At 64.6% G+C, this 23047-nt stretch carries 24 protein-coding genes and 1 tRNA gene; 21 read left to right on the forward strand and 4 right to left on the reverse strand.

Annotated elements, in window-relative coordinates; genetic code table 11:
• The first annotated feature begins 64 nt into the window (after positions 1–64).
• Positions 65–148, forward strand: a tRNA-Leu gene (locus BLS52_RS04140).
• Positions 149–260: 112 nt separating this feature from the next.
• Here the strand turns inward: BLS52_RS04140 and BLS52_RS04145 are convergent.
• Positions 261–863, reverse strand: coding sequence for a DUF6318 family protein (locus tag BLS52_RS04145; protein ID WP_026543599.1), 603 nt, complete (start codon positions 861–863; stop codon positions 261–263).
• A 180-nt stretch (positions 864–1043) separates the two neighbouring features.
• On the opposite strand from BLS52_RS04145, the gene BLS52_RS04150 reads away from it, so the two are divergent.
• On the forward strand, positions 1044–2345 hold the full coding sequence (locus tag BLS52_RS04150; protein ID WP_026543598.1) for a M20/M25/M40 family metallo-hydrolase: 1302 nt from the start codon (positions 1044–1046) through the stop codon (positions 2343–2345).
• A complete protein-coding gene (locus tag BLS52_RS04155; protein WP_090584640.1) occupies positions 2345–3505 on the forward strand; it encodes an acyl-CoA dehydrogenase family protein in 1161 nt (386 codons plus the stop codon). The genes BLS52_RS04150 and BLS52_RS04155 overlap by 1 nt, the downstream gene beginning before the upstream one ends.
• A gap of 8 nt (positions 3506–3513) precedes the next feature.
• On the opposite strand, the gene BLS52_RS04160 is transcribed toward BLS52_RS04155, so the two are convergent.
• Positions 3514–3747, reverse strand: coding sequence for a DUF5703 family protein (locus BLS52_RS04160; RefSeq protein ID WP_026543596.1), 234 nt, complete (start codon positions 3745–3747; stop codon positions 3514–3516).
• A 41-nt stretch (positions 3748–3788) separates the two neighbouring features.
• On the opposite strand from BLS52_RS04160, the gene BLS52_RS04165 reads away from it, so the two are divergent.
• Complete coding sequence (locus BLS52_RS04165) at positions 3789–4025, forward strand: hypothetical protein (RefSeq protein ID WP_090584641.1); 237 nt, start codon at positions 3789–3791, stop codon at positions 4023–4025.
• A gap of 22 nt (positions 4026–4047) precedes the next feature.
• Here BLS52_RS04165 and BLS52_RS04170 read toward each other — a convergent pair whose 3' ends face one another.
• Entirely contained in the window at positions 4048–4983 is a 936-nt protein-coding gene (locus BLS52_RS04170; protein WP_090584643.1) for an aldo/keto reductase, read from the reverse strand.
• Between the two features lie 104 nt (positions 4984–5087).
• Here BLS52_RS04170 and BLS52_RS04175 point away from each other — a divergent pair, with 104 nt between their 5' ends.
• Both BLS52_RS04175 and mshC read left to right on the forward strand, forming a co-directional pair.
• Complete coding sequence (locus BLS52_RS04175; protein ID WP_090584645.1) at positions 5088–5912, forward strand: undecaprenyl-diphosphate phosphatase; 825 nt, start codon at positions 5088–5090, stop codon at positions 5910–5912.
• Positions 5913–5973: 61 nt separating this feature from the next.
• Positions 5974–7257 (forward strand): cysteine--1-D-myo-inosityl 2-amino-2-deoxy-alpha-D-glucopyranoside ligase, encoded by a 1284-nt coding sequence (gene mshC / locus BLS52_RS04180; RefSeq protein ID WP_090584647.1) that lies wholly within the window; start codon positions 5974–5976, stop codon positions 7255–7257.
• Here mshC and BLS52_RS04185 read toward each other — a convergent pair.
• Positions 7254–8150: a proteasome assembly chaperone family protein gene (locus BLS52_RS04185; RefSeq protein ID WP_026543591.1), complete on the reverse strand. Its 897-nt coding sequence runs from the start codon at positions 8148–8150 to the stop codon at positions 7254–7256. The genes mshC and BLS52_RS04185 overlap by 4 nt on opposite strands.
• Positions 8151–8254: 104 nt before the next feature.
• On the opposite strand from BLS52_RS04185, the gene BLS52_RS04190 reads away from it, so the two are divergent.
• The 15 genes from BLS52_RS04190 to tatC all read left to right on the forward strand — a co-directional run bounded on the left by BLS52_RS04190 (position 8255) and on the right by tatC (position 23023).
• The gene (locus tag BLS52_RS04190) at positions 8255–9025 is read left to right on the forward strand and encodes an HAD family hydrolase (RefSeq protein WP_425425022.1); all 771 of its coding nucleotides are present in this window, start codon (positions 8255–8257) and stop codon (positions 9023–9025) included.
• Positions 9022–10176 (forward strand): site-2 protease family protein, encoded by a 1155-nt coding sequence (locus BLS52_RS04195; protein ID WP_026543590.1) that lies wholly within the window; start codon positions 9022–9024, stop codon positions 10174–10176. The genes BLS52_RS04190 and BLS52_RS04195 overlap by 4 nt, the downstream gene beginning before the upstream one ends.
• Positions 10177–10231: 55 nt before the next feature.
• Complete coding sequence (locus BLS52_RS04200) at positions 10232–11326, forward strand: tRNA (adenine-N1)-methyltransferase (protein ID WP_051470310.1); 1095 nt, start codon at positions 10232–10234, stop codon at positions 11324–11326.
• A gap of 88 nt (positions 11327–11414) precedes the next feature.
• Complete coding sequence (arc, locus tag BLS52_RS04205; protein ID WP_425425023.1) at positions 11415–13199, forward strand: proteasome ATPase; 1785 nt, start codon at positions 11415–11417, stop codon at positions 13197–13199.
• A 62-nt stretch (positions 13200–13261) separates the two neighbouring features.
• Complete coding sequence (dop, locus tag BLS52_RS04210; RefSeq protein WP_084033229.1) at positions 13262–14845, forward strand: depupylase/deamidase Dop; 1584 nt, start codon at positions 13262–13264, stop codon at positions 14843–14845.
• Between the two features lie 38 nt (positions 14846–14883).
• Positions 14884–15093 (forward strand): ubiquitin-like protein Pup, encoded by a 210-nt coding sequence (locus tag BLS52_RS04215; RefSeq protein WP_026543586.1) that lies wholly within the window; start codon positions 14884–14886, stop codon positions 15091–15093.
• A gap of 6 nt (positions 15094–15099) precedes the next feature.
• Positions 15100–15912 carry a proteasome subunit beta gene (prcB, locus tag BLS52_RS04220; protein ID WP_400583039.1) on the forward strand — a complete coding sequence of 271 codons (813 nt, stop codon included), beginning with the start codon at positions 15100–15102 and terminating at the stop codon, positions 15910–15912.
• A 2-nt stretch (positions 15913–15914) separates the two neighbouring features.
• Positions 15915–16646: a proteasome subunit alpha gene (prcA, locus tag BLS52_RS04225; RefSeq protein WP_026543585.1), complete on the forward strand. Its 732-nt coding sequence runs from the start codon at positions 15915–15917 to the stop codon at positions 16644–16646.
• A complete protein-coding gene (gene pafA / locus BLS52_RS04230; RefSeq protein WP_026543584.1) occupies positions 16646–18007 on the forward strand; it encodes a Pup--protein ligase in 1362 nt (453 codons plus the stop codon). The genes prcA and pafA overlap by 1 nt, the downstream gene beginning before the upstream one ends.
• Before the next feature lie 129 nt (positions 18008–18136).
• On the forward strand, positions 18137–19078 hold the full coding sequence (locus BLS52_RS04235) for an FKBP-type peptidyl-prolyl cis-trans isomerase (protein ID WP_090584651.1): 942 nt from the start codon (positions 18137–18139) through the stop codon (positions 19076–19078).
• Between the two features lie 11 nt (positions 19079–19089).
• A complete protein-coding gene (locus BLS52_RS04240) occupies positions 19090–19485 on the forward strand; it encodes an FKBP-type peptidyl-prolyl cis-trans isomerase (RefSeq protein WP_090584653.1) in 396 nt (131 codons plus the stop codon).
• A gap of 51 nt (positions 19486–19536) precedes the next feature.
• A complete protein-coding gene (locus tag BLS52_RS04245) occupies positions 19537–21516 on the forward strand; it encodes a helix-turn-helix transcriptional regulator (protein ID WP_090584655.1) in 1980 nt (659 codons plus the stop codon).
• A gap of 9 nt (positions 21517–21525) precedes the next feature.
• The gene (locus tag BLS52_RS04250) at positions 21526–21858 is read left to right on the forward strand and encodes a hypothetical protein (protein ID WP_090584657.1); all 333 of its coding nucleotides are present in this window, start codon (positions 21526–21528) and stop codon (positions 21856–21858) included.
• A gap of 38 nt (positions 21859–21896) precedes the next feature.
• Entirely contained in the window at positions 21897–22190 is a 294-nt protein-coding gene (gene tatA / locus BLS52_RS04255) for a Sec-independent protein translocase subunit TatA (RefSeq protein ID WP_051470308.1), read from the forward strand.
• A gap of 47 nt (positions 22191–22237) precedes the next feature.
• Positions 22238–23023 (forward strand): twin-arginine translocase subunit TatC, encoded by a 786-nt coding sequence (tatC, locus tag BLS52_RS04260; protein WP_245702684.1) that lies wholly within the window; start codon positions 22238–22240, stop codon positions 23021–23023.
• Positions 23024–23047: the final 24 nt, after the last annotated feature.

The raw sequence follows: 23047 nt of genomic DNA on the forward strand, positions 1-23047 counted from the left end.
GCCCTGATCGTGTTAGAGTTTTTCTCGCTGCTTTCGAAGGTTTTGATCCTCGAAAACACCACCTGCGCGGGTGGCGGAATGGCAGACGCGCTAGCTTGAGGTGCTAGTCCTCTTATTGAGGGTGGGGGTTCAAGTCCCCCTCCGCGCACAACAAAACCCCGGTTTTCCGGGGTTTTTTTGTGCCCTCATGCGGTGGTGGTACACCAGTGCGCCCGCCCTTTCCGATACTGGAGAGCGGGCGCACCCAAAGCGACGGGATACTACTCGGCGGCAGGGAGCTCCGCGTCCGGGGTCTCCTCGAGATACGTTGCCTTCCAGGCTCCGTCGGAGTAGACGGCAGTAGCTGAGTAGATGGAGCCGGCCGGGTCGAAGGGACGGGTTTCTTCCACCTCACCCTCGCCGTTGAACGCTGTGTACGCATCGGGGTTGACCGGGATCACGGCGTCAACCTCAACTCCCTCGGCTATCTCCTCGGCAGGGGTGGTGACCAGGATCTGCTTCACCTTGGGCTGCCCGCCCAGGATCCAGCCGCCGTCGTCATACCTTTGGCTGATCGCTTCCGCATCGGCCACCGCTGCGTCCGCTCCGTCAAGGGCGGCGAGCAGGGCCTCGACGTCGCCGGTCTGCTGTGCGTAGGACTTCAGTTCAAAGACGTGATGCAGAAATGCCTTGGCGCCGGCGGCGGTGGGCTCCGACATGAGGTCGTTGACGGCAGGTTCGGAAATGTTCTGCGCCGGTGCGGTTGAGGTGGCGGGGGTCGGTGCCGCGTCCGGGGACACAGCGGCGGTGGTACCGGACTCACCGCAACCGGTAAGTACAGCGAGGGCGACAGCGGCGGTGGCCGCGATCCTGATGGTCTTCATGAGCTCCCCAGAGAGGTAAGTGTGCGCCGAATCGGCAGTGACGCCACCCAGACTAACCGTGGCCTGAGGCAACTAGGGCCCGTAAGGCGTTGATCGTGCTGCAGATCACAGCGCCGTCATTACGCCGGGGCGGCGCATCGGTAGGCTGGTCTCATAACCCACTACCGATGGAGGTCTGCAATGGGCGTCGCCCCCGAAGATGAAGTCGTCCGGATCTGCCGCGAACTGATCCGGATTGACACCTCGAACTTCGGAGACAATGAAGGTCCCGGGGAACGCAGGGCAGCAGAATACGCTGCCGGCCTCATCGAGGAAGTGGGGCTGGAGGCGCAACTGTTCGAATCGGCGCCTGGACGCGCATCGGTGATCACCCGGATGGCCGGCAGCGACTCAAGCCTTCCCGCGCTGGTTGTTCACGGCCATCTCGATGTGGTTCCCGCGCAGAAGGAGGACTGGAGTGTTGATCCTTTCAGCGCGGAGGAACGGGACGGGCTGATCTGGGGCAGGGGGGCGGTGGACATGAAGGACATGGACGCCATGATCCTTTCCGTCCTCCGGTCGATGCAGCGCGAAGGAATCCAGCCCAGACGCGACCTCATCTTCGCCTTCTTCGCCGATGAGGAAGCCGGCGGCAATTACGGAGCCTCGTGGCTGGTCGACAACAAGCCTGAGCTGTTCGACGGCGCTACGGAGGCTATCTCTGAAGTGGGTGGTTTCTCCGCCACCATCGGCGGCCAGCGCACCTATCTCCTGCAGACCGCGGAGAAGGGCATCTCGTGGCTCCGCCTGGTGGCCCACGGGCGGGCCGGGCACGGCTCGCAGATCAATACGGACAACGCAGTCACCCAACTCGCGCGGGCGGTGGCGCGGATCGGCGAACACCAGTGGCCGGTTGAGCTGACCCCCACCATGCGCCAGTTCCTGGACGGCGTCACCGAGCTCACCGGAGTCGAGTTCGACGCCGACAATCCGGAGATCCTTCTGAAGGAGCTCGGCACCGTAGCCCGCTTCGTCGGCGCCACCCTGCAGAACACCTCCAACCCCACCGTCCTGAAAGGCGGCTACAAGCACAACGTCATTCCCGGCAGCGCCGAGGCGCTCATTGACGTCCGCACACTCCCCGGGCAGGAGGAAGCAGTCCTCGCGACCATCAAGTCGCTCGCGGGGGATTCGGTGGACGTGAGCTACGCCCACAAGGATGTCTCGCTGGAAGTACCGTTTGCCGGCAACCTGGTGGACATGATGGTGGACTCCCTGCTTGCGGAAGATCCGGGAGCGAAGGTCCTCCCGTACACCCTCTCCGGTGGAACCGACAACAAGTCGCTGAGCAGGCTCGGCATCACCGGTTACGGCTTCGCTCCGCTGCGTCTGCCCGATGACCTGGACTTCACCGGAATGTTCCACGGGGTGGACGAACGGGTGCCGACAGACTCCCTCCGGTTCGGTTCACGCGTCCTCAACCGGCTGCTTACGGGCAGCTGATGCGGGCCACCCCCGAGGAGATTCTTCCCGTAGAGCTTCTTGACCGGTTTCGTTCGCGCGCCGCCGGCTATGACGCGCGCAATGAATTCTGCCGGGAGGATTTCGAGGAGCTTGCCGCACGGGGCTACCTCCGGCTCTTCTGCGGCGGGGACGACGGCGGTGCTGCCGCCGGCATGGCGCAGGCGGTCGCCTGCCAGCGAAGACTCGCTGCGGCAGCGCCTGCGACTGCGCTGGCCATCAATATGCACCTTGTCTGGACAGCGGTGGCGAGGCTGCTCGAACAGGGCGGAGACAGTTCGCTGCGCACCGTTCTCACCGAGGCCTCTGCCGGGGAGGTCTTCGCATTCGGACTGTCCGAGCCCGGCAATGAAGCCGTACTGTTCGACGCCAGGACGGTCGCCGAACATCAGCCGGACGGCAGTTATAGATTTACCGGCACCAAAATCTTCACCAGTCTCTCGCCGGTATGGACCCGCCTCGGAGTCCTGGGCAAGAGCACCGGTGCGGGGAGCGAACAGCTGGTTCAGGGTTTTATCACCCGGGGCTCTGCGGGGATCGAGACCGTCGAGGACTGGGACACTGTGGGAATGCGTGCGACGCAGTCACACACCACGCGCCTGAACGGCGTCGTCATTCCGTCTGAATGGATTTTCCGCCACCTCCCGGTGGGCCCGAACAGGGATCCGTTTGTGTTCGCCGTCTTCGCTGCGTTCGAGACCCTCATCAGTGCTGTCTACGCGGGCATAGCTGATCGTGCCCTCGAACTTGCGGTCCTTGCACCGCTGGAGCGGAGCGCCGGTATGGACGGTGTCCCGGTGGCGTCCCGCCCGGGGGTGCGGGCTGCCGTAGCTGATGCGGCGATGAGCTGGGAGTCGCTCGACGCGCATATCAGGGTGGTGGCCGCAGAGCTTGACGACGGCGTCGATCACGGGGACAGGTGGTTCGCCAAACTCGTGTCGCTGAAGATCCATGCCACCGGCGCGGCCAGGGAGCTTGTGGATGCCGCAGCGTCGGTGTCGGGGGGCCGCGGCTATTTCAATGACAGCGAGGTCAGCCGGTTGTCCCGGGATGTAGCGGCGGGGGCTTTCCATCCGTCCAGCCTTGAGTCGGCACGCCGGACAGTGGCAACCGCATGGCTGGGCCCGGAGCAGCAGGAGTAGTTTGACCTTCACGCGGTGCGCTGGACCCTCAGAACCTTGCGCCTGAGCCAGAAACGGCGGTGACCGCCAAGATAGATGCAGCTGCGTTCCAGTTCCCACTTGCCGTACTCGGCATGTTCGGTGAGGAGCTGGCGCGCCGCGGACAGCGGCTCACCCGCATTTACCGTGAGCACCAGGTACTCATACTGGCGGCCGTAGTCGCGTTTCCGGGTGGCGGTTGCATTCAGAAATTGTTCGCGCATTTCCCTCCAATTTGCTTCACTTTACCGATAACGTCTAGACCATGAGCATCGATCCGCGTGTCGCATTGCAATCGCTGGTTTCCGCACTCGAAGAGCATCTTGCCGCTGCCGCATCGCGCAGGGGAGACGATGATCCGGCGGTCGAAGCCGCTTACCTGTCGATTGCAGATTCTTTCGAGGCGTACGAGGAATCGCTGTATGACGCCTACGGCGAAGTGACGCCGCTCGTTATTTACGAGGACGATGAAGAGGAAGAGGAGCCGGCCAGCAGGTCCTGACGGAGCCACTGATTCCCCGGCGCTAGCGGGGAGCTGAGACCTCGTCCAGAACACCCGATATCTGTTCGGGCAGCGGCGCCAGCGCACACGCCAGCAGGTCCTTCAGTTGGGCCCCGGTGCGCGCGCCCAGCACGGCCGACGCCACGGTTGGCCGGTGAAGCAGCCAGCGAAGCGCCACGTCTGCGGGCGAGAGTTCCAGTCCGCGGGCAGCGGTGCACACCGCATCGGTGATTCTCGCCGCACGGCCGGACAGATACGGTTCGAGATACCCCGCCCACTGCTCAGACGCGGCGCGGGAGTCCGCCGGCAGCTGCGAACGGTACTTTCCCGTCAATGCACCCCGCCCGAGCGGCGCCCAGGCGAAAGTTCCCACACCGAAGGCATCCGACGCCGGGAGAACCTCCTGCTCCACACCACGGCTCAGCAGCGAGTACTCCGTCTCATGGACAGTGATGGGAAAACCGGCAGTTGCACACGCCCTTGCCAACTCCCATCCGGTGTGATTGGTCACACCGACATAGCGGGCCCGCCCCGAGCGGTACGCCCAGTCGAGCGCCTGCAGGGTCTCCTCCACGGGGACGCCCGCGTCGGCCGCAGGGGCCAGCCAAAAATCAACGCTGTCGGTTCCGAGACGCGACAGTGACGCATCCAGAGAATCGAGAAGACCCTTCCGGGAGACGTCCAGACGCCCGGCGGACCAACCACGGGGAACCCCACCGAGTACGGCGAGCACAACTTCGGACCGGGCCACCACATCGCCGAGGAGCGATCCGAGAACCGCTTCAGCCTGGCCGTCCGAGAAACGGGCGGCCGTGCTGATCAGGGTGCCTCCGGCCTCGACGAACACCCGCAGCTGCTCGCGGGCGGCTTCCTCATCGACGTCCATGCCCCAGGTCATTGTCCCGAGGCCGAGCACAGATACCAGTTGTCCGCTACCGCCCACATTTCGCCACTGCATAGGCCTAAGCCTACTGGCCGAGGGACCCGCGCCGAGCGTCAGCGAGGGGTGGGAGGCCGGGGCGCTGACGCGGGTGCCGGAACCGGTGACGTAGGGTCTTATCTGTGAATTGGATCGAAGCGGCCGTCCTGGGCCTCGTTCAGGGCCTTACCGAATTCCTGCCAATCTCATCGAGTGCGCACCTTCGGATCATGGGAGAACTGCTCCCGAGGGCACAGGACCCGGGAGCGGCGTTCACCGCCATCACCCAGTTGGGAACAGAGACGGCCGTGATCGTCTATTTCTGGCGGGATATCCTCCGGATCATCGGGGCGTGGTGGGGGTCGCTGACGCACAAGGTGTCCAGACATAACCCGGATGCGCGGATGGGATGGCTGGTCATTATCGGCACGCTGCCGATCGTCATCCTGGGGCTGCTCTTCCAGGAGCAGATCGAGAGCACTTTCCGCAGCATGTGGCTGGTGGCAACCATGCTGGTTGTCTTCGGCGTCATCCTTGCTGTTGCCGACGCTATCGGACGGCAGCGCCTCACCCTTGACCGGCTCACGTACCGGCACGGCATTCTGTACGGTTTCGCGCAGGCGCTCGCCCTCATCCCCGGTGTTTCCCGTTCCGGCGGAACCATCACCGCGGGCCTCCTGATGGGCTATACCCGCGAGGCGGCCGCCCGGTACTCGTTCCTGCTCGCCATCCCCGCGGTTTTCGGCAGCGGGCTGTACCAGCTGTACAAGAGCGCGGGAACGCCCGGCCCCTACGGTCCGGGCGAAACACTGCTCGCCACCGTGATCGCGTTTGCCGTGGGATACGTCATCATCGGCTGGTTCCTGAAGTTCGTCTCGACCCGAAGCTATGGCATCTTCGTCTGGTACCGGATCGGGCTGGGGCTGGTCATTTTCCTCCTCCTCGGCTTCGGCGTCATCAGCGCGTAAGACAGGGTCCGCCATCCGTGCGGACAGCGAAGCGCCCGTTTCCAACCCGTAAGGTAGAACCGTGATTTCCTGGAGTACCCGTTCTGTTCCGGACCTGCCCGGCACCCCGCCGCCCATCCAGCTCTGGGACAGCGCGCTGGAAGCCTTCGCGAAGCTGCCCGGCGAGCCCCGGCAGGGACTGTACGTCTGCGGGATTACTCCCTATGACGCCACCCATATGGGCCATGCGGCAACGTACGTGGCGTTTGACCTGTTGAACCGGCTCTGGCGCGACGCCGGTTCAACCGTCGATTATGTGCAGAACGTCACCGACGTCGACGATCCGCTCCTCGAGCGTGCCGCGGCGACGGATGTCGACTGGATGGACCTCGCCCAATCACAGACCGAACTCTTCCGCACCGATATGGAGGCACTCAACGTCCTCGCGCCGGATCACTATGTGGGCGCCGTCGAGACGATCGGGGCGATCGTCCCGGTGATTGAAGACCTGCTTGAGCGGAACCTCGCCTACCGGGTCCCGGGATCGGAGACCGAGCCGGACGGTGACGTGTACTTCTCGGTTGAACGGGCTTCGCAGCTTACGGAAACCGCGGGCGGGGCGCAGTGGAAGCCGGGCTTCATCTCCCACCTGAGCGGCGAGGAGATGATCCCTGTTTTCGCTGAGCGCGGAGGCGACCCCGCGCGGCCGGGAAAGCACCATCCGCTCGACCCCCTTCTCTGGCGGGTGGCACGGGAGGGGGAGCCCTCGTGGGACGGGGCATCGCTGGGCACCGGCCGTCCCGGATGGCACATTGAGTGCTCGGTGATTGCACTGCAGCATCTTCCTGCTCCCTTTGCGGTGCAGGGCGGGGGATCCGACCTGATGTTCCCCCACCACGAGATGAGTTCCGGGCACGCCCGGGCCATCTCGGGCCACCCGCTCGCCCGCCACTACGCGCATGCCGGCATGGTGGGGCTTGAGGGCGAGAAGATGAGCAAATCCAGGGGAAACCTGGTTCTGGTGTCGGCGCTGAGGGAAGCCGGAACGGAACCGGCCGCCATCCGCCTGGCCATCCTGGCCAACCACTACCGTTCCGACTGGTCCTGGACATCGGAAGGGCTCGAGACGGCGCATACCCGGCTGGATGCCTGGCGCGCCGCGCTTGCCGGCGCAACCAGGGAGTCGGTCCTGCGTTTGCTGGGGGAACTGCGCGAAGCTCTGGCGGACGACCTCAACGCGCCCGCCGCCCTGCGGGCGGTGGATAGCTGGTGTGCCGAAACCGCCCACCTCACCGGAACCGACGACGGCGCACAGCTGGCAGCGGATGCTTTTGACGCGCTGCTGGGCGTGCGCCTGAAGGACTAGTCCTTCCGCCTCTTCTTGAGGTAGCGCTCAAACTCCCGTGCGATGGACTCACCGCTTGCCTCCGGGAGGTCCGCGGTGTCCTTCGCTTCCTCCAGCTGCCGCACATAGGCTGCGACTTCCGGGTCCTCAGTGGAGAGTTCATCCACCCCGCGCTCCCATGCCTCCGCTTCCTCGGCCAGTGCCTGGGTGTCCAGGCTGACATGGAGCAATTCCTCAAGCCGGTTCAAGAGGGCCAGCTGGGCTTTGGGCGAGGGAGACTGACCGACATAGTGCGGAACAGCAGCCCACATGGACAGTGTCGGGATGTCGGCGAGCTGACCGACCTCGGCAAGAACCCCGACGATTCCGATGGGCCCCTCGTAGGTTGAGGACTCCACATTGAGCGACTCCCGGACCAGGTCGTCGTCGGAAGAGACAGTGATCGGAATAGGGCGGGTGTGCGGCACGTCGGCGAGGAGCGCTCCCACGAGCACCAGGCAATCGACCTCAAGTTCCTTCGCCATACCGACAAGCTCCGCTGTATAGGCGCGCCACTTATAGGAAGGTTCCACGCCGTGAACGAGAATGACGTCCAGGTCGCTCCCGGGAACGGAGGCCCTGCTGATCCGCGTAGTGGGCCACTTGATCCTTCGCTGACCGGAGCTGTTGCGTCTGATGACCGGCCGGGTGAACTGGAAATCGTAGAACTCATCAGCATCGATGGTTGAAATCTTTTCGCCGTCCCACTGGGTGCCGAGGAATTTCAGGGCATCGCTTGCTGCTTCACCGGCGTCGTTCCATCCTTCGAAGGCGGCGAGCATGACGGTGATCCGGCGCCCGGCGTCCCTCTCCGGGAACAGCGCAGGGATGCCGTCGGGTCTACCCTCAGTCTGGTTGTCTTCGAACGTACTCACCGTTTCACCCTAAACCTCTGCCGCTGACCTGTCAGGCGCCACCTCGCCGCTTCGCGTAGAGCGCACCCGCAGGGCGGCCCTGCATGGGCACGTAGACTTGGGGCATGGTCACCCCTTCCAGCGATACGGCTGTGCCCTCGGACATGCAGCGCAGTGCCGGGCACAGTGAGCCTGCCGGGCACCGCCTCCAGGCGGTGCTCTGGGACATGGACGGCACCATCGTGGACACCGAGCCGTACTGGATCGAGGCTGAGTACGGGCTTGTCGCAGCGCACGGCGGAACATGGTCGGATGAGAAGGCTGAAGGGCTGGTAGGCCAGGCGCTCACATTCTCAGCCGGAGTGCTGCAGGAGGCGGGGGTCCAGCTCAGCGTGCGGGAGATCATCGACACGCTCACCGAAGAGGTTACCGCCAAGGTTCGCCAGGCGGTCCCGTGGAGGCCTGGAGCGCGGGAGCTTCTGCTGGAGCTTCGGGACCGCGGCATTCCCTGCGCCCTCGTTACCATGTCCGAGCACGCCCTGGCCGCCGAGGTGGCTTCCCACCTTCCGGACGGCACCTTTGAGCTTCTGGTCACAGGCGACCGCGTGGCGAAGGGAAAGCCTGACCCGGAGGCCTACGAGACCGCATTCGAGGAGCTTTCCGCCCGGCGTCCGTTGGACATGGCCCGGGTCGTTGCGATTGAAGACAGCCTGCCGGGGGTTACTTCGGCGAAGGCCGCCGGAGTGCTTACCCTCGGTGTGCCGCATTTCGTTGCATTGCCGCCGGACTCCAGCGACCATCAGTGGCCCACCCTCGACGGACGCGGGGTGGAGGATCTGGAAAACCTGGTTTACCCGCATGCCGGGGACCACTCCGGCCGCAGGCGAACCGCGTGAGCAGGTCCCGACGGATGGAAGCGGCCCGCCAGGACGGCATACCGCTGGGGCGGATTCTCGGCATTCCAGTGGTTCTCGCATGGTCCTGGTTCATCATCGCGGCCTTTGTGGTCATTGTCTTCGGTCCGCAGGTGGCGGACCTCTATCCCACCCTTGGACCGGGCGCCTACGGCGTCGCGTTCGCCTATGCAGTGCTGCTCGCGGCTTCGGTACTCATTCATGAACTTGCTCATGCCCTGTCCGCCCGCCGGTTCGGCTGGCCGACCACGAGGATCGTCCTGAACCTCTGGGGCGGTCACACCCAGTTCGAGAACTTCGCAGCAAGTCCCGGCAGGTCACTGATTGTTGCTCTTGCGGGACCCGCCGCGAATCTGGTCCTGGCGCTTCTCGGATGGGGTGCACTCCAGCTGGTGGAGCCCACCGGAGTGGCCAACCTCCTCGCCAACATCCTGATCTGGGCCAACTTCCTCGTCGCCGCCTTTAATGTGCTTCCCGGACTACCCCTCGACGGCGGGCGGATCGTCGAATCCGCTGTGTGGCGTGCAACCGGAAGCCAGGAGAAGGGGACCGTAGCCGCGGGCTGGAGCGGGCGGATCATCGCCGTCGGAATTGTGGCCGCCGTGGTACTGGTACCGCTGGTGGCCGGGAGCCAGCCGGGCGTTGTCACCGTGCTTGTCGCCGTCGTCATGGGCGGTTTCCTATGGATTGGGGCAAGCTCGGCCATTTCCAACGCCAGGATGCGCCTCCGCCTCCCCGCGGTGAGCGCGGGGAGGCTGCAACACCCCGCGGTGGGTGTGCTGGCCGGCACCTCGGTGCACCAGGTGAAGCGGCTGATCGCCGACAGGCCGGGTATCGACGTCGTACTCACCGGTCCGAACGGCTTGCCGGAAGCGGTCGTGGACCAGGGAGCGCTCGCGGCCGTCCCCGACTCGCAGGCAGACAGGACGCCGGCCAACGCGGTGGCCCGGGCGCTCGCACCCGGCGCGTACGTCCCCGAATTTGCTGAGGGGCAGGAGCTGGTGCAGTACCTGGCCAGGCTGGCGGGCAGCGAGTACGCGGTCATGGACAGGCAGGGGACCGTCACCGGCCTGCTGCATCAGTCCGTGGTTGTTGCAGCGATCACCGGCCGCCGCCACCCCGGCATCAACTGACACCTACAGCACACGGGCGCCCTGCAGCCGCCTGAAGAACCACCGGAGGATTTTCATGAACACCAGCCAGTCCCGCACGGAAACCGAGCCCGAGGCCGTGCAGCCCCAAGCCCCTCAGCCGCACGGAGCAGCGGCACGCCGCGGGCCTCTGCGTGCCGGCGAGCGCGTGCAGCTGACCGATGAGAAGGGGCGGATGAACACCATCACGCTGACCCCGGGCGGGGCGTTCCACACGCACAAGGGATTCCTCAGCCATGACCAGCTGATCGGTGCCTCCGAAGGGACAATCGTCACCAACACCACGGGCGCCCAGTACCAGGCGCTCCGGCCGCTGCTGTCCGACTTCGTGCTCTCGATGCCGCGCGGTGCGGCCGTGGTGTACCCCAAGGACGCGGGCCAGATCGTCACCATGGCTGACATTTTCCCCGGAGCACGGGTGGTGGAAGCCGGCGTCGGATCAGGGGCGCTGTCCATCTCCCTGCTGCGCGCCGTCGGCGACAACGGGTACCTCCACTCATTCGAGCGGCGGGAAGAATTCGCCGATATCGCAAAGGGAAACGTCGAGACCATCTTCGGCGGCGAACACCCGGCGTGGCAGATCACGCTGGGAGACTTCCAGGAACAGGTCCTTGAGGCTGAGAAGCCGGGCAGCGTGGACCGTGTGGTGCTCGACATGCTCGCCCCGTGGGAATGCCTCGACGCCGTAGCAACGGTGCTCGCGCCCGGCGGCGTCTGGATCAACTACGTCGCCACCGTGACGCAGCTGTCGCGCACTGCTGAGGCAATCCGCGCAGACGGGCGGTTCACCGAGCCTGAGGCGTGGGAGTCAATGGTGCGCGGGTGGCACCTGGAGGGTCTGGCTGTGCGGCCCGACCACCGCATGGTTGCGCACACCGGCTTCCTGCTCACCACACGGAGGCTTGCCCACGGCGTGACCGGCATCAGCACCAAGCGCCGGCCGTCAAAGACCGGGTTCAGTGAGGAAGATCTCAACGCCTGGACTCCGCAGGCAGTAGGCGAGCGGGCCGTATCGGACAAGCGGCTCCGGCGCGTCGCACGGGACGCAAGCTCCACCATCCAGCGGGGAGCCCTTCCGCCCGAGGAGGCGCAGGCGCGGCGCGATTCCCAGGCGGCCGACCCGGTCGACTGAGGCGCGCGGGGCAAGATGACGAAGTTATCACTTTCAGTCGGATCGCCCGTTCACTGCGCTATGGTCAAAGGAGAACGCAACGACAACGGTGAAGGTGGCGATCGCGTTGGATACATCGAATAACGATTCCGGAACGCCGCAGTCAGCGCCTGACTCCGGCCGGTCTCCCGCCGACGGACAGCTTGCCGTCGCCCAGCGCCAGATCAATGTTCTCCGCGACAAACTACGCCACATCGACCGTCAGCTGGCAGCCGCTACCCAGAACAACACGCGGCTCGTCGCTGCGCTCGAAGCTGCCAGAACCGAGATCGTCCGGTTGAAGGCTGCCCTGGAAAAGGAAGGGGCGGCGCCCTTCAGCTTCGCAACCGTCATCGAGGTGAACCCGCGGTCGTCCACCGACGGCTCCAACGGCGCGCAGGCCTCCCTCCAGGACAGCGCGGACATCTTCCAGTCGGGCCGCAAACTCCGGGTCGCGGTCAGCCCGCTGGTCAGCGTGGACCAGCTGATGCCCGGGCAGGAGGTGCTCCTGAATGAATCCCTGACAATCGTCGCGGGTCTCGCATTCGAGCGCGCCGGCGAACTGGTGACAATCAAGGAACTGCTCGGCAAGGACCGGGTCCTGGTCATCGGCCGTGCCGATGAAGAGCGCGTCGTGCGTCTGAGCGGCCCGCTGCAGCAACAGAAAATCCGCGTCGGCGATGCTTTGTCCGTGGACAACCGAACCGGCTACGCGCTTGAGAAAATCGCCCGCAGCGAGGTCGAGAACCTGGTCCTCGAGGAGGTGCCGGATATCGCCTACGAGGACATCGGAGGCCTCGGTCCGCAGATCGAACAGATCCGGGACGCCGTAGAGCTGCCGTTCCTCCATCCGGATCTCTACCGCGAGCACGGGCTGAAGGCTCCCAAGGGGATCCTGCTCTACGGCCCGCCAGGCTGCGGGAAGACCCTGATCGCCAAGGCCGTCGCCAACTCGCTCGCCGCGCGGGCTATCGAACGGACCGGATCCGAGGAAACCCGCAGCTACTTCCTCAACATCAAGGGCCCGGAACTGCTCGACAAGTATGTCGGCGAAACGGAGCGGCACATCCGGCTGATTTTCGCCCGAGCCCGCGAGAAGGCGTCGGACGGTTCGCCGGTCGTGGTCTTCTTCGATGAAATGGACTCGCTGTTCCGCACGCGTGGAACGGGCGTTTCATCCGACGTCGAGACCACTATCGTGCCGCAGCTGCTCAGCGAGATCGACGGAGTCGAAAAACTTGAGAACGTGATCGTCATCGGCGCCTCAAACCGTGAAGACATGATCGATCCGGCAATCCTGCGTCCGGGGCGTCTCGACGTGAAGATCAAGATCCACCGCCCTGACGCCGAAGGGGCCGCGGAGATCTTCGCCAAATACATCACCGAAAATCTGCCCCTGCACCGTGATGATCTCGCCGAGTACGGCGGAAGCGTTCCGGACACAATCCACGCGATGATCCGCCGGACGGTGGAGAAAATGTACTCGACCGAGAAGTCCAACGAATATCTTGAGGTGACCTACGCCAACGGTGATACCGAGATGCTGTACTTCAAGGACTTCAACTCCGGCGCCGTCATCCAGAACGTGGTGGACCGTGCGAAGAAGAGCGCAATCAAGGATCTGCTGTTGAACGGACACAAGGGGCTGCGCATCGAGCACCTGCTGCAGGCTGTGGTGGACGAGTTCCGTGAGCACGAAGACATGCCCAACACCACCAACCCGGACGACTGGGCACGGATCTCCGGCAAGAAGGGCGAGCGCATCACGTACATCCGGACGATCGTCCAGGGCAAGGCCGGGCAGGAGCCCGGCAAGACCATCGAAACGACCGCCAACACAGGACAGTATCTGTGACGGGACCTTCCTCTTCACCTGTACCACCCATAGATGCAGCACCTCTGACAGTCCACCGGGTCATGGGCACAGAGACCGAATACGGGATCATTGCGCCCGGAATCCCGGACGCCAATGCCACAGTGCTCTCCACGCAGGTGGTGAACGCCTACGCCGCTACCCTTCGGGAAGGCCTGGGTAACCTCGCCGGGACGCGCTGGGACTACACGGACGAGGCCCCGTTGTCCGACGCCCGCGGCTGGCAGCTGGGGCGGGCAGCGGCCGATCCGTCGCAACTTACCGACCAGCCTCCGGTTCTCACAGCCGAGCAGGTTGCCATGGTGGATCAGGGGCCCATCGACTCCCCGGAAGACACCGCGGTGCTGATGAACCTGGTGCTCGGCAATGGTGCCAGGCTCTACGTGGACCACGCGCACCCTGAGTACTCGAGTCCGGAGGTGACCAGCCCCCTGGACGCGGTGCGATGGGACCGGGCGGGCGACGTCGTTGTGCAGTGTGCAATGGAGCGGATCGCCCGGACCCCCGGATTTTCCCCTGTGATCCTCTACAAGAACAACACGGACAGCAAGAGCGTTTCCTACGGGTCCCACGAGAACTACCTCGTTCCCCGCAGCGTCCCCTTCGGGAAGATCGCCGCGGCGCTCATCCCGTTCTTCGTGACACGCCAGGTGATCTGTGGTGCAGGGCGGGTGGGGATCGGCGCACTGAACCAGTCGCCCGGTTTCCAGTTGAGCCAGCGGGCGGACTTCTTCGAGAATGAGGTGGGCCTCGAGACGACCGTCCGCAGGCCAATCATCAATACCAGGGACGAGCCGCACGCCGTAGCTGAAAAGTACCGCCGGCTGCACGTCATCATTGGTGACGCCAACCTTTCAGAGGTGTCCAACTTCCTGAAGCTCGGCACCACCTCACTGGTTTTGGCGCTGATCGAGAACGAGCTGGCCCCGATACCGGAAATCGCCGAACCCGTGCGCGAGCTCCAGGCGGTAAGCCACGACCCATCGCTTCGCCACCTCGTCACCCTCGCGGACGGCCGCAGGGTCACTGCCCTGGACGTGCAGGAGATCTACCTGGAAGCGGCCCGTTCCGCCGTAGACCTCCAGGGAGGCGGTGATGAACAGACGGCGGCGGTGCTGCGGCGCTGGGAGTCCCTCATTTCAACGCTGCGCACCGATCCCATGGACGCGGCACAGCAGCTTGACTGGGTGGCGAAACTGAAGGTGCTCGAAGCATACCGGGACCGGGATTCGCTGGAGTGGAAGGACCCCCGCCTGGCGCTCATCGATCTGCAGTACGCCGACCTCAGGCCGGCCAAGGGAATCCACTACCGGCTTGCCGCGCGCGGAGCGATGGAACGGCTGGTGAGCGAGGAGGATGTGCTCGCGGCCGCCTCCAACCCGCCCCGCGACACGCGCGCCTACTTCCGGGGGCGATGCATCTCCTCCTTCCCGAAGGAAGTAGTCGGGGCAAGCTGGGACTCAATCATCTTCGAACTGCCTTCACAGCGGCGGCTGCAGCGGATTCAGACCAGGGAGCCCCTGCGCGGGACGGCGGCACTGACCGAGCGCCTGTTTGACGGTTCGCGCACGGCTGAGGAATTTGTCTCCCGCCTGCAGGGCGGTCCGGAACCCAGCATGGCACCATAGAAGTAGCCGACAACAGGCACCAGAGAAGGGCTCTCACCATGGCAACACAGGATCAGCGAAACACCGGATCACGGCCCCAGGAGCAGGACGAGGTCGCACCGGACCCCACGCCCGCTCCGGCCGCCGGACAGTCGCAGGACACCAGCCAAACCGAGGGTGTTGACGACCTCCTCGACGAGATCGACGGCGTGCTGGAGTCCAATGCAGAAGAGTTTGTCCGCGGATTCGTACAGAAGGGCGGACAGTAGCGCATGCTGCCGGAAGACGCGGCCGCAACCATAGGTCGGGCCGCTTCCACCTCTTTCTCCGACTACATCGCCGCACAGAACCCCGCCGCACTTCCCTCTGCCCGGAACGCAGCGAACCACACCGGTACCGACCTCGCACCGCACGCCACCACGATTGTGTCGCTGACCTACGCCGGCGGCGTGCTCATGGCAGGGGACAGGCGGGCCACGATGGGCAACATCATCGCCAGCCGCCACATTGAGAAGGTATTCCCTGCAGACATGTTCTCTGTGCTGGGGATAGCGGGCAGTGCGGGGATTGCCCTCGATATCACGCGCCTGTTCCAAGTCGAGCTCGAGCATTACGAAAAGATCGAAGGCACCCGGATGAGCCTCGACGGCAAGGCGAACCGGCTCGCGGCCATGATCAGGGCCAATCTTCCGCTCGCCCTGCAGGGCCTGGCGGTTGTGCCGCTGTTCGCCGGCTTTGACACGACACGCAGGATCGGCCGCCTCTTCTCCTATGACGTCACGGGCGGCCGCTATGAGGAGCAGGAACATCACTCGGTCGGCTCCGGATCGGTCTTTGCCCGGGGTGCGCTGAAAAAGTTGTGGAAACCGAATCTCGGTGAGGATGAAGCCGTGAAAGTGGCGGTGGAATCACTGTATGACGCTGCGGATGATGATTCTGCGACCGGCGGACCGGACGTGGTGCGGCAGCTTTGGCCCGTTGTCTATACCGTGAACGGCGCCGGCGCCCGCCGCATCCCCGAGCGCAGCCTTGCCCGGGCAGCGGAGGAGATCATTGCGTCCCGGTCGGTATCAGGGCGGGAGGCCTGACCATGACGCAGCAGTTCTACGTTTCACCCGAGCAGCTCATGAAGGACCGCGCCGATTTCGCGCGGAAGGGAATCGCGCGCGGGCGCTCCGTTGTGGTCCTCACCTGCAGGGAAGGCATCGCGCTGGTTGCCGAGAACCCTTCTCCCTCGCTCCACAAGCTCGGCGAGATCTACGACCGCATAGCTTTCGCCGCAGTAGGCAAGTACAACGAATTTGAGAGCCTACGGCAGGCCGGCGTTCGGTATGCGGATGTTCGAGGGTACTCGTATGACCGTGAGGACGTCACGGCACGCGGCCTGGCGAGCGTGTACGCACAGAGCCTCGGGGCGGTGTTCACCGCTGAGAGCAAGCCGTTCGAGGTGGAGCTGGCGGTGGCAGAGGTAGGGACTACCATTGCCCAGGACCACATCTATCGCCTTACCTTCGACGGGTCCATCGCGGATGAGACCGGCTTCATTGTCATGGGCGGTCAGGCGGACGCGGTGGTGGAGGCGCTGAAAGGTCGCTGGAACGCAGAACAGGATTTCGGCGAGGCCATCCGCGCGGCCGTCGATTCCCTGCGGTACGACGGCGGATCCACCGCCGAACCCCGCGCCCACCTCGGATCGAGGACCCTGGAGGTGGCGGTGCTGGACCGCGACCCGCTGACCGCCCGCGGCAGCATCAGGGCATTCCGCCGGGTCCCTGCGCAGGAACTGGACGCCATGCTCGGCAATGATCGGGCGGCGGTGTAATGGATCGCCGGATCTACGGAATTGAGACGGAGTTCGGGATCGCCTACTCCGGTCCCAACTCGCGGCCGCTGTCGCCGGAGGAGGTGGCCCGCTATCTCTTCCGGAAAGTGGTGAGCTGGGGCAGGTCTTCGAACGTCTTCCTGACCAATGGGTCCCGCCTGTACCTGGATGTTGGGTCCCACCCGGAGTACGCAACCGCCGAATGCGACGACGTGGCCCAGCTGATCGCCCACGATCGCGCGGGCGAGCTCATCCTTGAAGACCTGATCACCGAGGCCCAGCGGAAGCTCGGACAGGAGGGCTACGACGGCCGCGTCTACCTCTTCAAGAACAACACCGATTCCGCAGGAAACTCCTACGGCTCCCACGAAAACTATCTGATACCGCGGAAGCTGGAGTTTTCCCGCCTCTCCGACATCCTGATCCCGTTCCTTGTGACCCGGCAGCTTCTCGTCGGAGCCGGGAAGGTGCTGAAGACACAGTCCGGCTCGCTCTATGCCTTCTCCCAGCGGGCGGACCACATCTGGGAGGGTGTCTCCTCCGCGACAACCCGCTCACGGCCGATCATCAATACCCGTGATGAACCACATGCCGACGCCGAATACTACCGGCGGCTGCACGTGATCGCCGGTGACTCGAACATGTCCGAGACAACCACGCTCCTGAAGGTTGCGGCCGTGGACCTGATACTGCGGATGATCGAAGCCGGCGTCATCATGCGCGATTTCCGCCTGGAGAACCCCATCCGCAGCATCCGGGAAATCTCGCATGACCTCACCGGCCGTCAGCCCCTGAAGCTCGCGAACGGCAGGAGGGTATCGGCACTCGACATCCAGCGGGAGTACCTCGGCCGGGCAAGGTCCTTCGTCGAAACTGAGGGCGCCCACACCCCGCACATTCCCCGGGTCCTGGAGTTGTGGGAGCGCACCCTGGACGCAGTCGAAACCGGAAACCACGCCCTGGTTGACCGGGAAATCGACTGGGCGATCAAGAAGAAGCTCATCGACCGCTACATGGACCGGAACAGCCTGGATCTTGAGGCCGCCCGGGTGGCCCAGATCGACCTGACCTACCATGACATCTCCCGGACACGTGGACTGTTCTTCATGCTGCAGAGCAGGGGAGAGACTGAGCGGGTGGTGGACGACGTCGACATCAAGGCCGCAGTGGACATCCCGCCGCAGACTACGCGGGCACGCCTCCGAGGCGAATTTGTGCGCCGGGCCAAAGAGGCCAACCGGGATTTCACCGTCGATTGGGTCCACCTGAAGCTGAATGACAGGGCGCAGCAGACCATCCTGTGCAAGGACCCGTTCGCCTCGGAAGACGAGCGGGTTACGGCCCTTTTGGAGCACCTCTGAAGGTCCCCGCACCGGGAGGTCGGGGAGAAACTTCCTGACCCAACCCGTTAGGGTAGGTAAGTCCGGTGCCGAGAGGACGGCCGGCAGGAGCGCGGAGCCGCGTTCCCCATCCCACGTGAAAGAAATACCGTGCGCAAAGTATTAGCATTCCTGCTGCCCGCGATGCTGTTCCTGACGGCATGCAGCGGAGCCAGCACACCGGCGGACTTCGACCGGGAAGGCAAGTCGGCCGGTGCTGCCGAAACCCTAGAGTCAGTCGAGGTCACAGACGCAGGCCCTGAGACTGTCCCGGAGGTGGAGTTCGACGCCCCGCTCACCATTACCGACACGGCCGTCCGCGCTGTCACTGAAGGCGACGGCGAAGTCATCGAGGCCGGTCAGGACCTGAAGTTCCATCTGGTGTTCTTCAACGCCGACGACGGCAGCGTCCTCCAGGACTCGTACGGCGCAGGCCAGCCCCAGTCCCTGGCGCTCACGGATCAGCTCAAGGAAGCCGACCCGGAGCTCTACGAAGTACTGGTCGGGAGCAAGGTCGGCTCGCACATCGCCTACACGGCACCCCTTGAGGTCCCGGAAGGATCCGAGGCACCGCCGAACCAGCTGCTGGTCCTGCAGGTCATCAGTGCACAGGATCCCCCCAAGAAGCTTTCCTCCGAGGAAGTCGCGGAACTGGAGGAAGCCGGGCAGCTGCCCACCGTGACCCTCGATGACCAGGGCGTTCCCTCAATCGAGTTCCCGGACAATGACGCACCTGCCGACCTCGTCGTCAAGGTCATCGAGGAAGGAACCGGCGAAGAGATCACCGAGGCGGACACCATCGCCGCCAACTACACCGGGTGGTCCTGGCAGGGCGAGCAGTTCGACTCCAGCTTCGAACGCGGCGAGCCGTCGGAGTTCCCGCTCAGTGGAGTCATCCCCGGATGGACCCAGGGCCTGTCCGGACTCACAGTGGGCTCAAAAGTCCTGCTCGTGATCCCGTCGGTCATGGCCTACGGGGACCAGCCCGCACAGGGACCAGCCGGACCGCTGGCCTTCTATGTCGAAATCGTTGAAAAAGTACCCGCAGAGTAAAAGGAGTCACCATGTCGTTCGGACAGCGCGAATATGACCGCACCAAGCCGGAGGTCGATTTCCCCGGTGAGAACCTGCCGGAAGACCTTGTCGTCAAGGACCTCATTGAGGGCACAGGCAGGGAGGCCCAGGCTGGGGATACCGTCTCGGCACACTACGTCGGAGTGGCCTTCTCGACCGGCGAAGAGTTCGATTCCTCGTGGAACCGCGGCGCGCCGCTGGACTTCCGCATCGGCGTCGGTCAGGTTATCCAGGGATGGGACCAGGGGATTCCAGGCATGAAAGTCGGCGGACGACGCCGGCTGGAAATCCCGCCGCACCTCGCCTACGGAGACCGCGGCGCAGGCTCCGCGATCGCGCCCGGAGAGTCCCTGATCTTCGTTGTGGACCTGATGGGCGTCCGCTAGCCCCGCCGTGTATGAAGGGTCGGCGCCGGGTGAGACGGTATCCTTGCGACCGTGTCAGCGAAACGTACGGAACGCCTGCTCACCCTGGTGATGCTGCTCCTTTCCAACCGGCAGGGATGGACCAAGGAGGAGCTGTTCCGTGAGATTGAGCAGTATGAACAGGCGCCGACCCCTGCTGCCCGGGAGAAACTCTTTGACCGGGACAAAGCGGCACTGCGCGATCAGGGAATACCGCTTGAGGCTTTCACCGAGGACCCATTGTTCGACCATGACAACGCGTCCACCCGCTACCGCATCAACGCCGAGGACTACCGGCTCCCGGGCATGAGCTTTACCGCCGCGGAATCAGCCGCCCTGACCATTGCCGCCGGAATGTGGCAGGAAGCATCGCTGGGTCCGGCAGCATCACGGGCACTCAGGAAGCTTCACGGCAGGGGAGTCGACACTGAATCAGGCCCTCCGGCCGCCATCGATGCCAGGATCCGCACCAATGAGCCGTTCTGGGACACACTCTGGCAGGCAACCACAGCACGCCGCGTGGTCCGGTTCGGATACCGGGCGGCGAGCACGGGGGATGATCGGCAGCGGACAGTACAGCCGTGGGGAATGGGAAGCCGCTTCGGGCACTGGTATCTGGTTGGCTTCGATCTCGACCGTCAGGCTGAACGCTGGTTCCGCCTGACACGGATCACAACGCCTCCCCTCATACGGGCAGGTACCTACAGCGTGCCGCCGGAATTTTCCATGTCGGCGTCACTGGCGAGCCTCACGGCAGCGGAGCGGGGGCGCAGGGCCACCGTCGCAGTGAGGGCGGAAACATGCCATATCCTCCGGGCCAGGCCGGGCGCAGTGTCCTCGCCCCGCGGCGAGGGGTGGGACACCCTCGAGTTCAGCTATTCCGATGAGGAAGCGGCAGCCGGCGAAATCGCCTCCTTCGGAGCGAACGCCGTCACGCTGTCGCCGGAGCCGCTCGCAGCGGAGGTACGGCGCCGGCTGGAAGGTGCCCTGCAGGCGCTTGGCACGGCACCGCCGTCGTTCTCCCTGAACGAAGCTCCTGCCAGGCCGGCCGCCGCCACGTCCGTCAACTCGACGGAGGACCGGCTCCTGCGCCTGCTGGACCTGGTGCCGTACCTGCTGAACCATCCGGGAGTTGAAGTGTCCGTTGCGGCACGTGATTTCAACATCCCGGCGGCCCAGCTGATCAGCGATGTCGAGCTGCTTTTCGTCAGTGGACCGCGCTTCTACCCCGACGGCCTGATCGACATCCAGCTGGAGGACGACCGTATCCACGTGAGCGATCCCCAGTCCCTTGGAGATCCCATCCGTTTCGGGCTTGATGAAGCCTGCGCGCTCCTGGTGGGGCTGGATACACTCATGAACCTGCCGGGCCTTCCCGATGACTCCGCTGTCCGTTCCGCCCGGGAAAAGCTCCGTGCAGGCGCAGGCGACGCAGCGCGGATGAACGACTCAATCGCCACCAGGATCGCCGAGGATGAGCTGGCCCCCGTGATCGCGGCTTTACGGGCAGGGATCGAACAGCGACGCCAGGTGCATCTGCGGTATGTGGTGCCGGCACGGGACGAAGTCACGGAGAGGTTCGTCGAGCCTCTCCGGGCCTTCCTCCACGAGAACGCGTGGTATCTGGATGCCTGGTGCCACCGGGCGGGGGGTCGTCGGAACTTTCGCCTCGACCGTATCCAGAGCATGGAACTGACCGATCGGCCCGTCACCGTGGAGGCTGGAACGCCCCCGGTGATCTTTGATCCGGCGGGCGCGGACACCACCGTGGTGCTTGTCCTGGCAGCCGGCGCACAGTGGATCGCGCAGTCCTATGCTGCGGAACGGACTGCACGGACCGAGGACGGTCGCCTCGCTGCGGAGATCAGGGTCAGCACCACAACGTGGCTTCCTGGCCTGGTGGCGAGTCTCGGCGGCGAGTGCACCATCGCCGAACCGGCGGCCGAACGCGGGAAGGCACTGCACTTCGCCGAGGCTGCCCTGGCGGCATCCGCACACCCCGCCGGCGCCTAGACTGGGAAGATGGAATGGTGGACCTGGATTCTCCTGTGGCTGGCCCTCGCTGCGCTGGCACTTCTCTTCCTCGGTTACCTCGCGTGGCGGATCTTCCGCGGATTCACCGCCCTGATGGACGACGCCGGACGGGCCTCTGAGCTGCTGGCCCCCGGATTCGATGGCCAGGAAGCGCGGACTGCGCCACCCGCGCAGACAGCAGCCTTCAGGTCGCCCGCCGAGGTCAGGGCAGAAAACGCAGTGGCCTCACGGGCGAGGAAATCGCAGCGGCTTGAGCGACGGGTGAGGCGCCGGTCCGTCCGCGGCCAGCCCCAGCTGCTGCGTGACATGCCGCACCTATGACCTAGACTTTAAACCAGACTCACGAGAGGACATTCGTCATGCAGATCCAGGGTTGGCACATTCTTATCATCATCGTGATTGCGATCCTCTTGTTTGGTGCTCCCAAACTGCCGGGCCTGGCACGCAGCGTCGGGCAGTCGCTCCGGATCTTCAAGTCCGAGGTCCGGCAGATGAAGGAAGAAAACGGCACCGACGACCCCAATGGGACCTCCCCGGTGGAGGGCCGGGTCGTGGATCAGCCGCGGCAGGATGATGCACAGCGGGGGAACCAGGATACCCAGCCCGGGACAACCCGCCCCACGGGTCCGGGCAGCACGTCTTCCACCAGCTGAGCACCATGCCGCGGGTCAAGGGTCGCAAGGCGAATCCCGAAGGGCGGATGGCGCTCAAGGAACACCTCATTGAGGCACGGAACCGGTTGTTCAAATCCGGCATCGCGCTGGTCATCGGCACGGTCATTGGATTCTTCATCTATAATCCGGTCCTTGAGGCGTTGTCCGAACCCGTGCGCAACATCAATGAGATTGACGGCCGCAACGCTGCCCTGAACTTTGACGGGGTCGGCTCGCCGTTTGACCTGATGATCCAGATATCGGTCTTCCTCGGTCTGGTCATCGCGAGCCCCGTCTGGCTTTATCAGCTGTGGGCATTTATCACGCCGGGACTACGGGTGAAGGAAAGGCGCATCGCGCTCGGCTTCATTGCTGTTGCAGTACCCCTCTTCATCGCGGGGCTTTATCTCGCCTGGCTGATCCTGCCAAGCGCGGTGCGGGTACTCACGGACTTTACCCCGGCAGGTTTCGCCAACCTGATCTCCGTTCCGGTGTACATCACGTTCCTGCTGCGGCTGATGCTGGCCTTCGGCATCGCCTTCCTCCTTCCGGTTGTGCTCTTTGGGCTGAATCTGGTCGGGGTCATCAAGGGCAAGCAGGTGCTGAAATCCTGGCGCATCACCGTGTTCCTCATCTGCCTTTTTGCCGCCATGGCAGCGCCCGGCGGTGATGCGATGAGCATGTTCTACCTGGCCGTCCCGCTACTGCTGCTGTTCTTCGTCGCTATCGGCCTTTGCCTGCTCAATGACAAGCGCCGCGAAAAGCGCACTGCGGAGCGGGATGCCGATATTGAGGCGAATGCGGACACTCCCTCCAGACTTGATGAGGTCTGACTCCCCACGGATGCAGGAGCGGTG

Source organism: Arthrobacter subterraneus (assembly GCF_900099735.1).
Classification (GTDB): domain Bacteria; phylum Actinomycetota; class Actinomycetes; order Actinomycetales; family Micrococcaceae; genus Arthrobacter_D; species Arthrobacter_D subterraneus.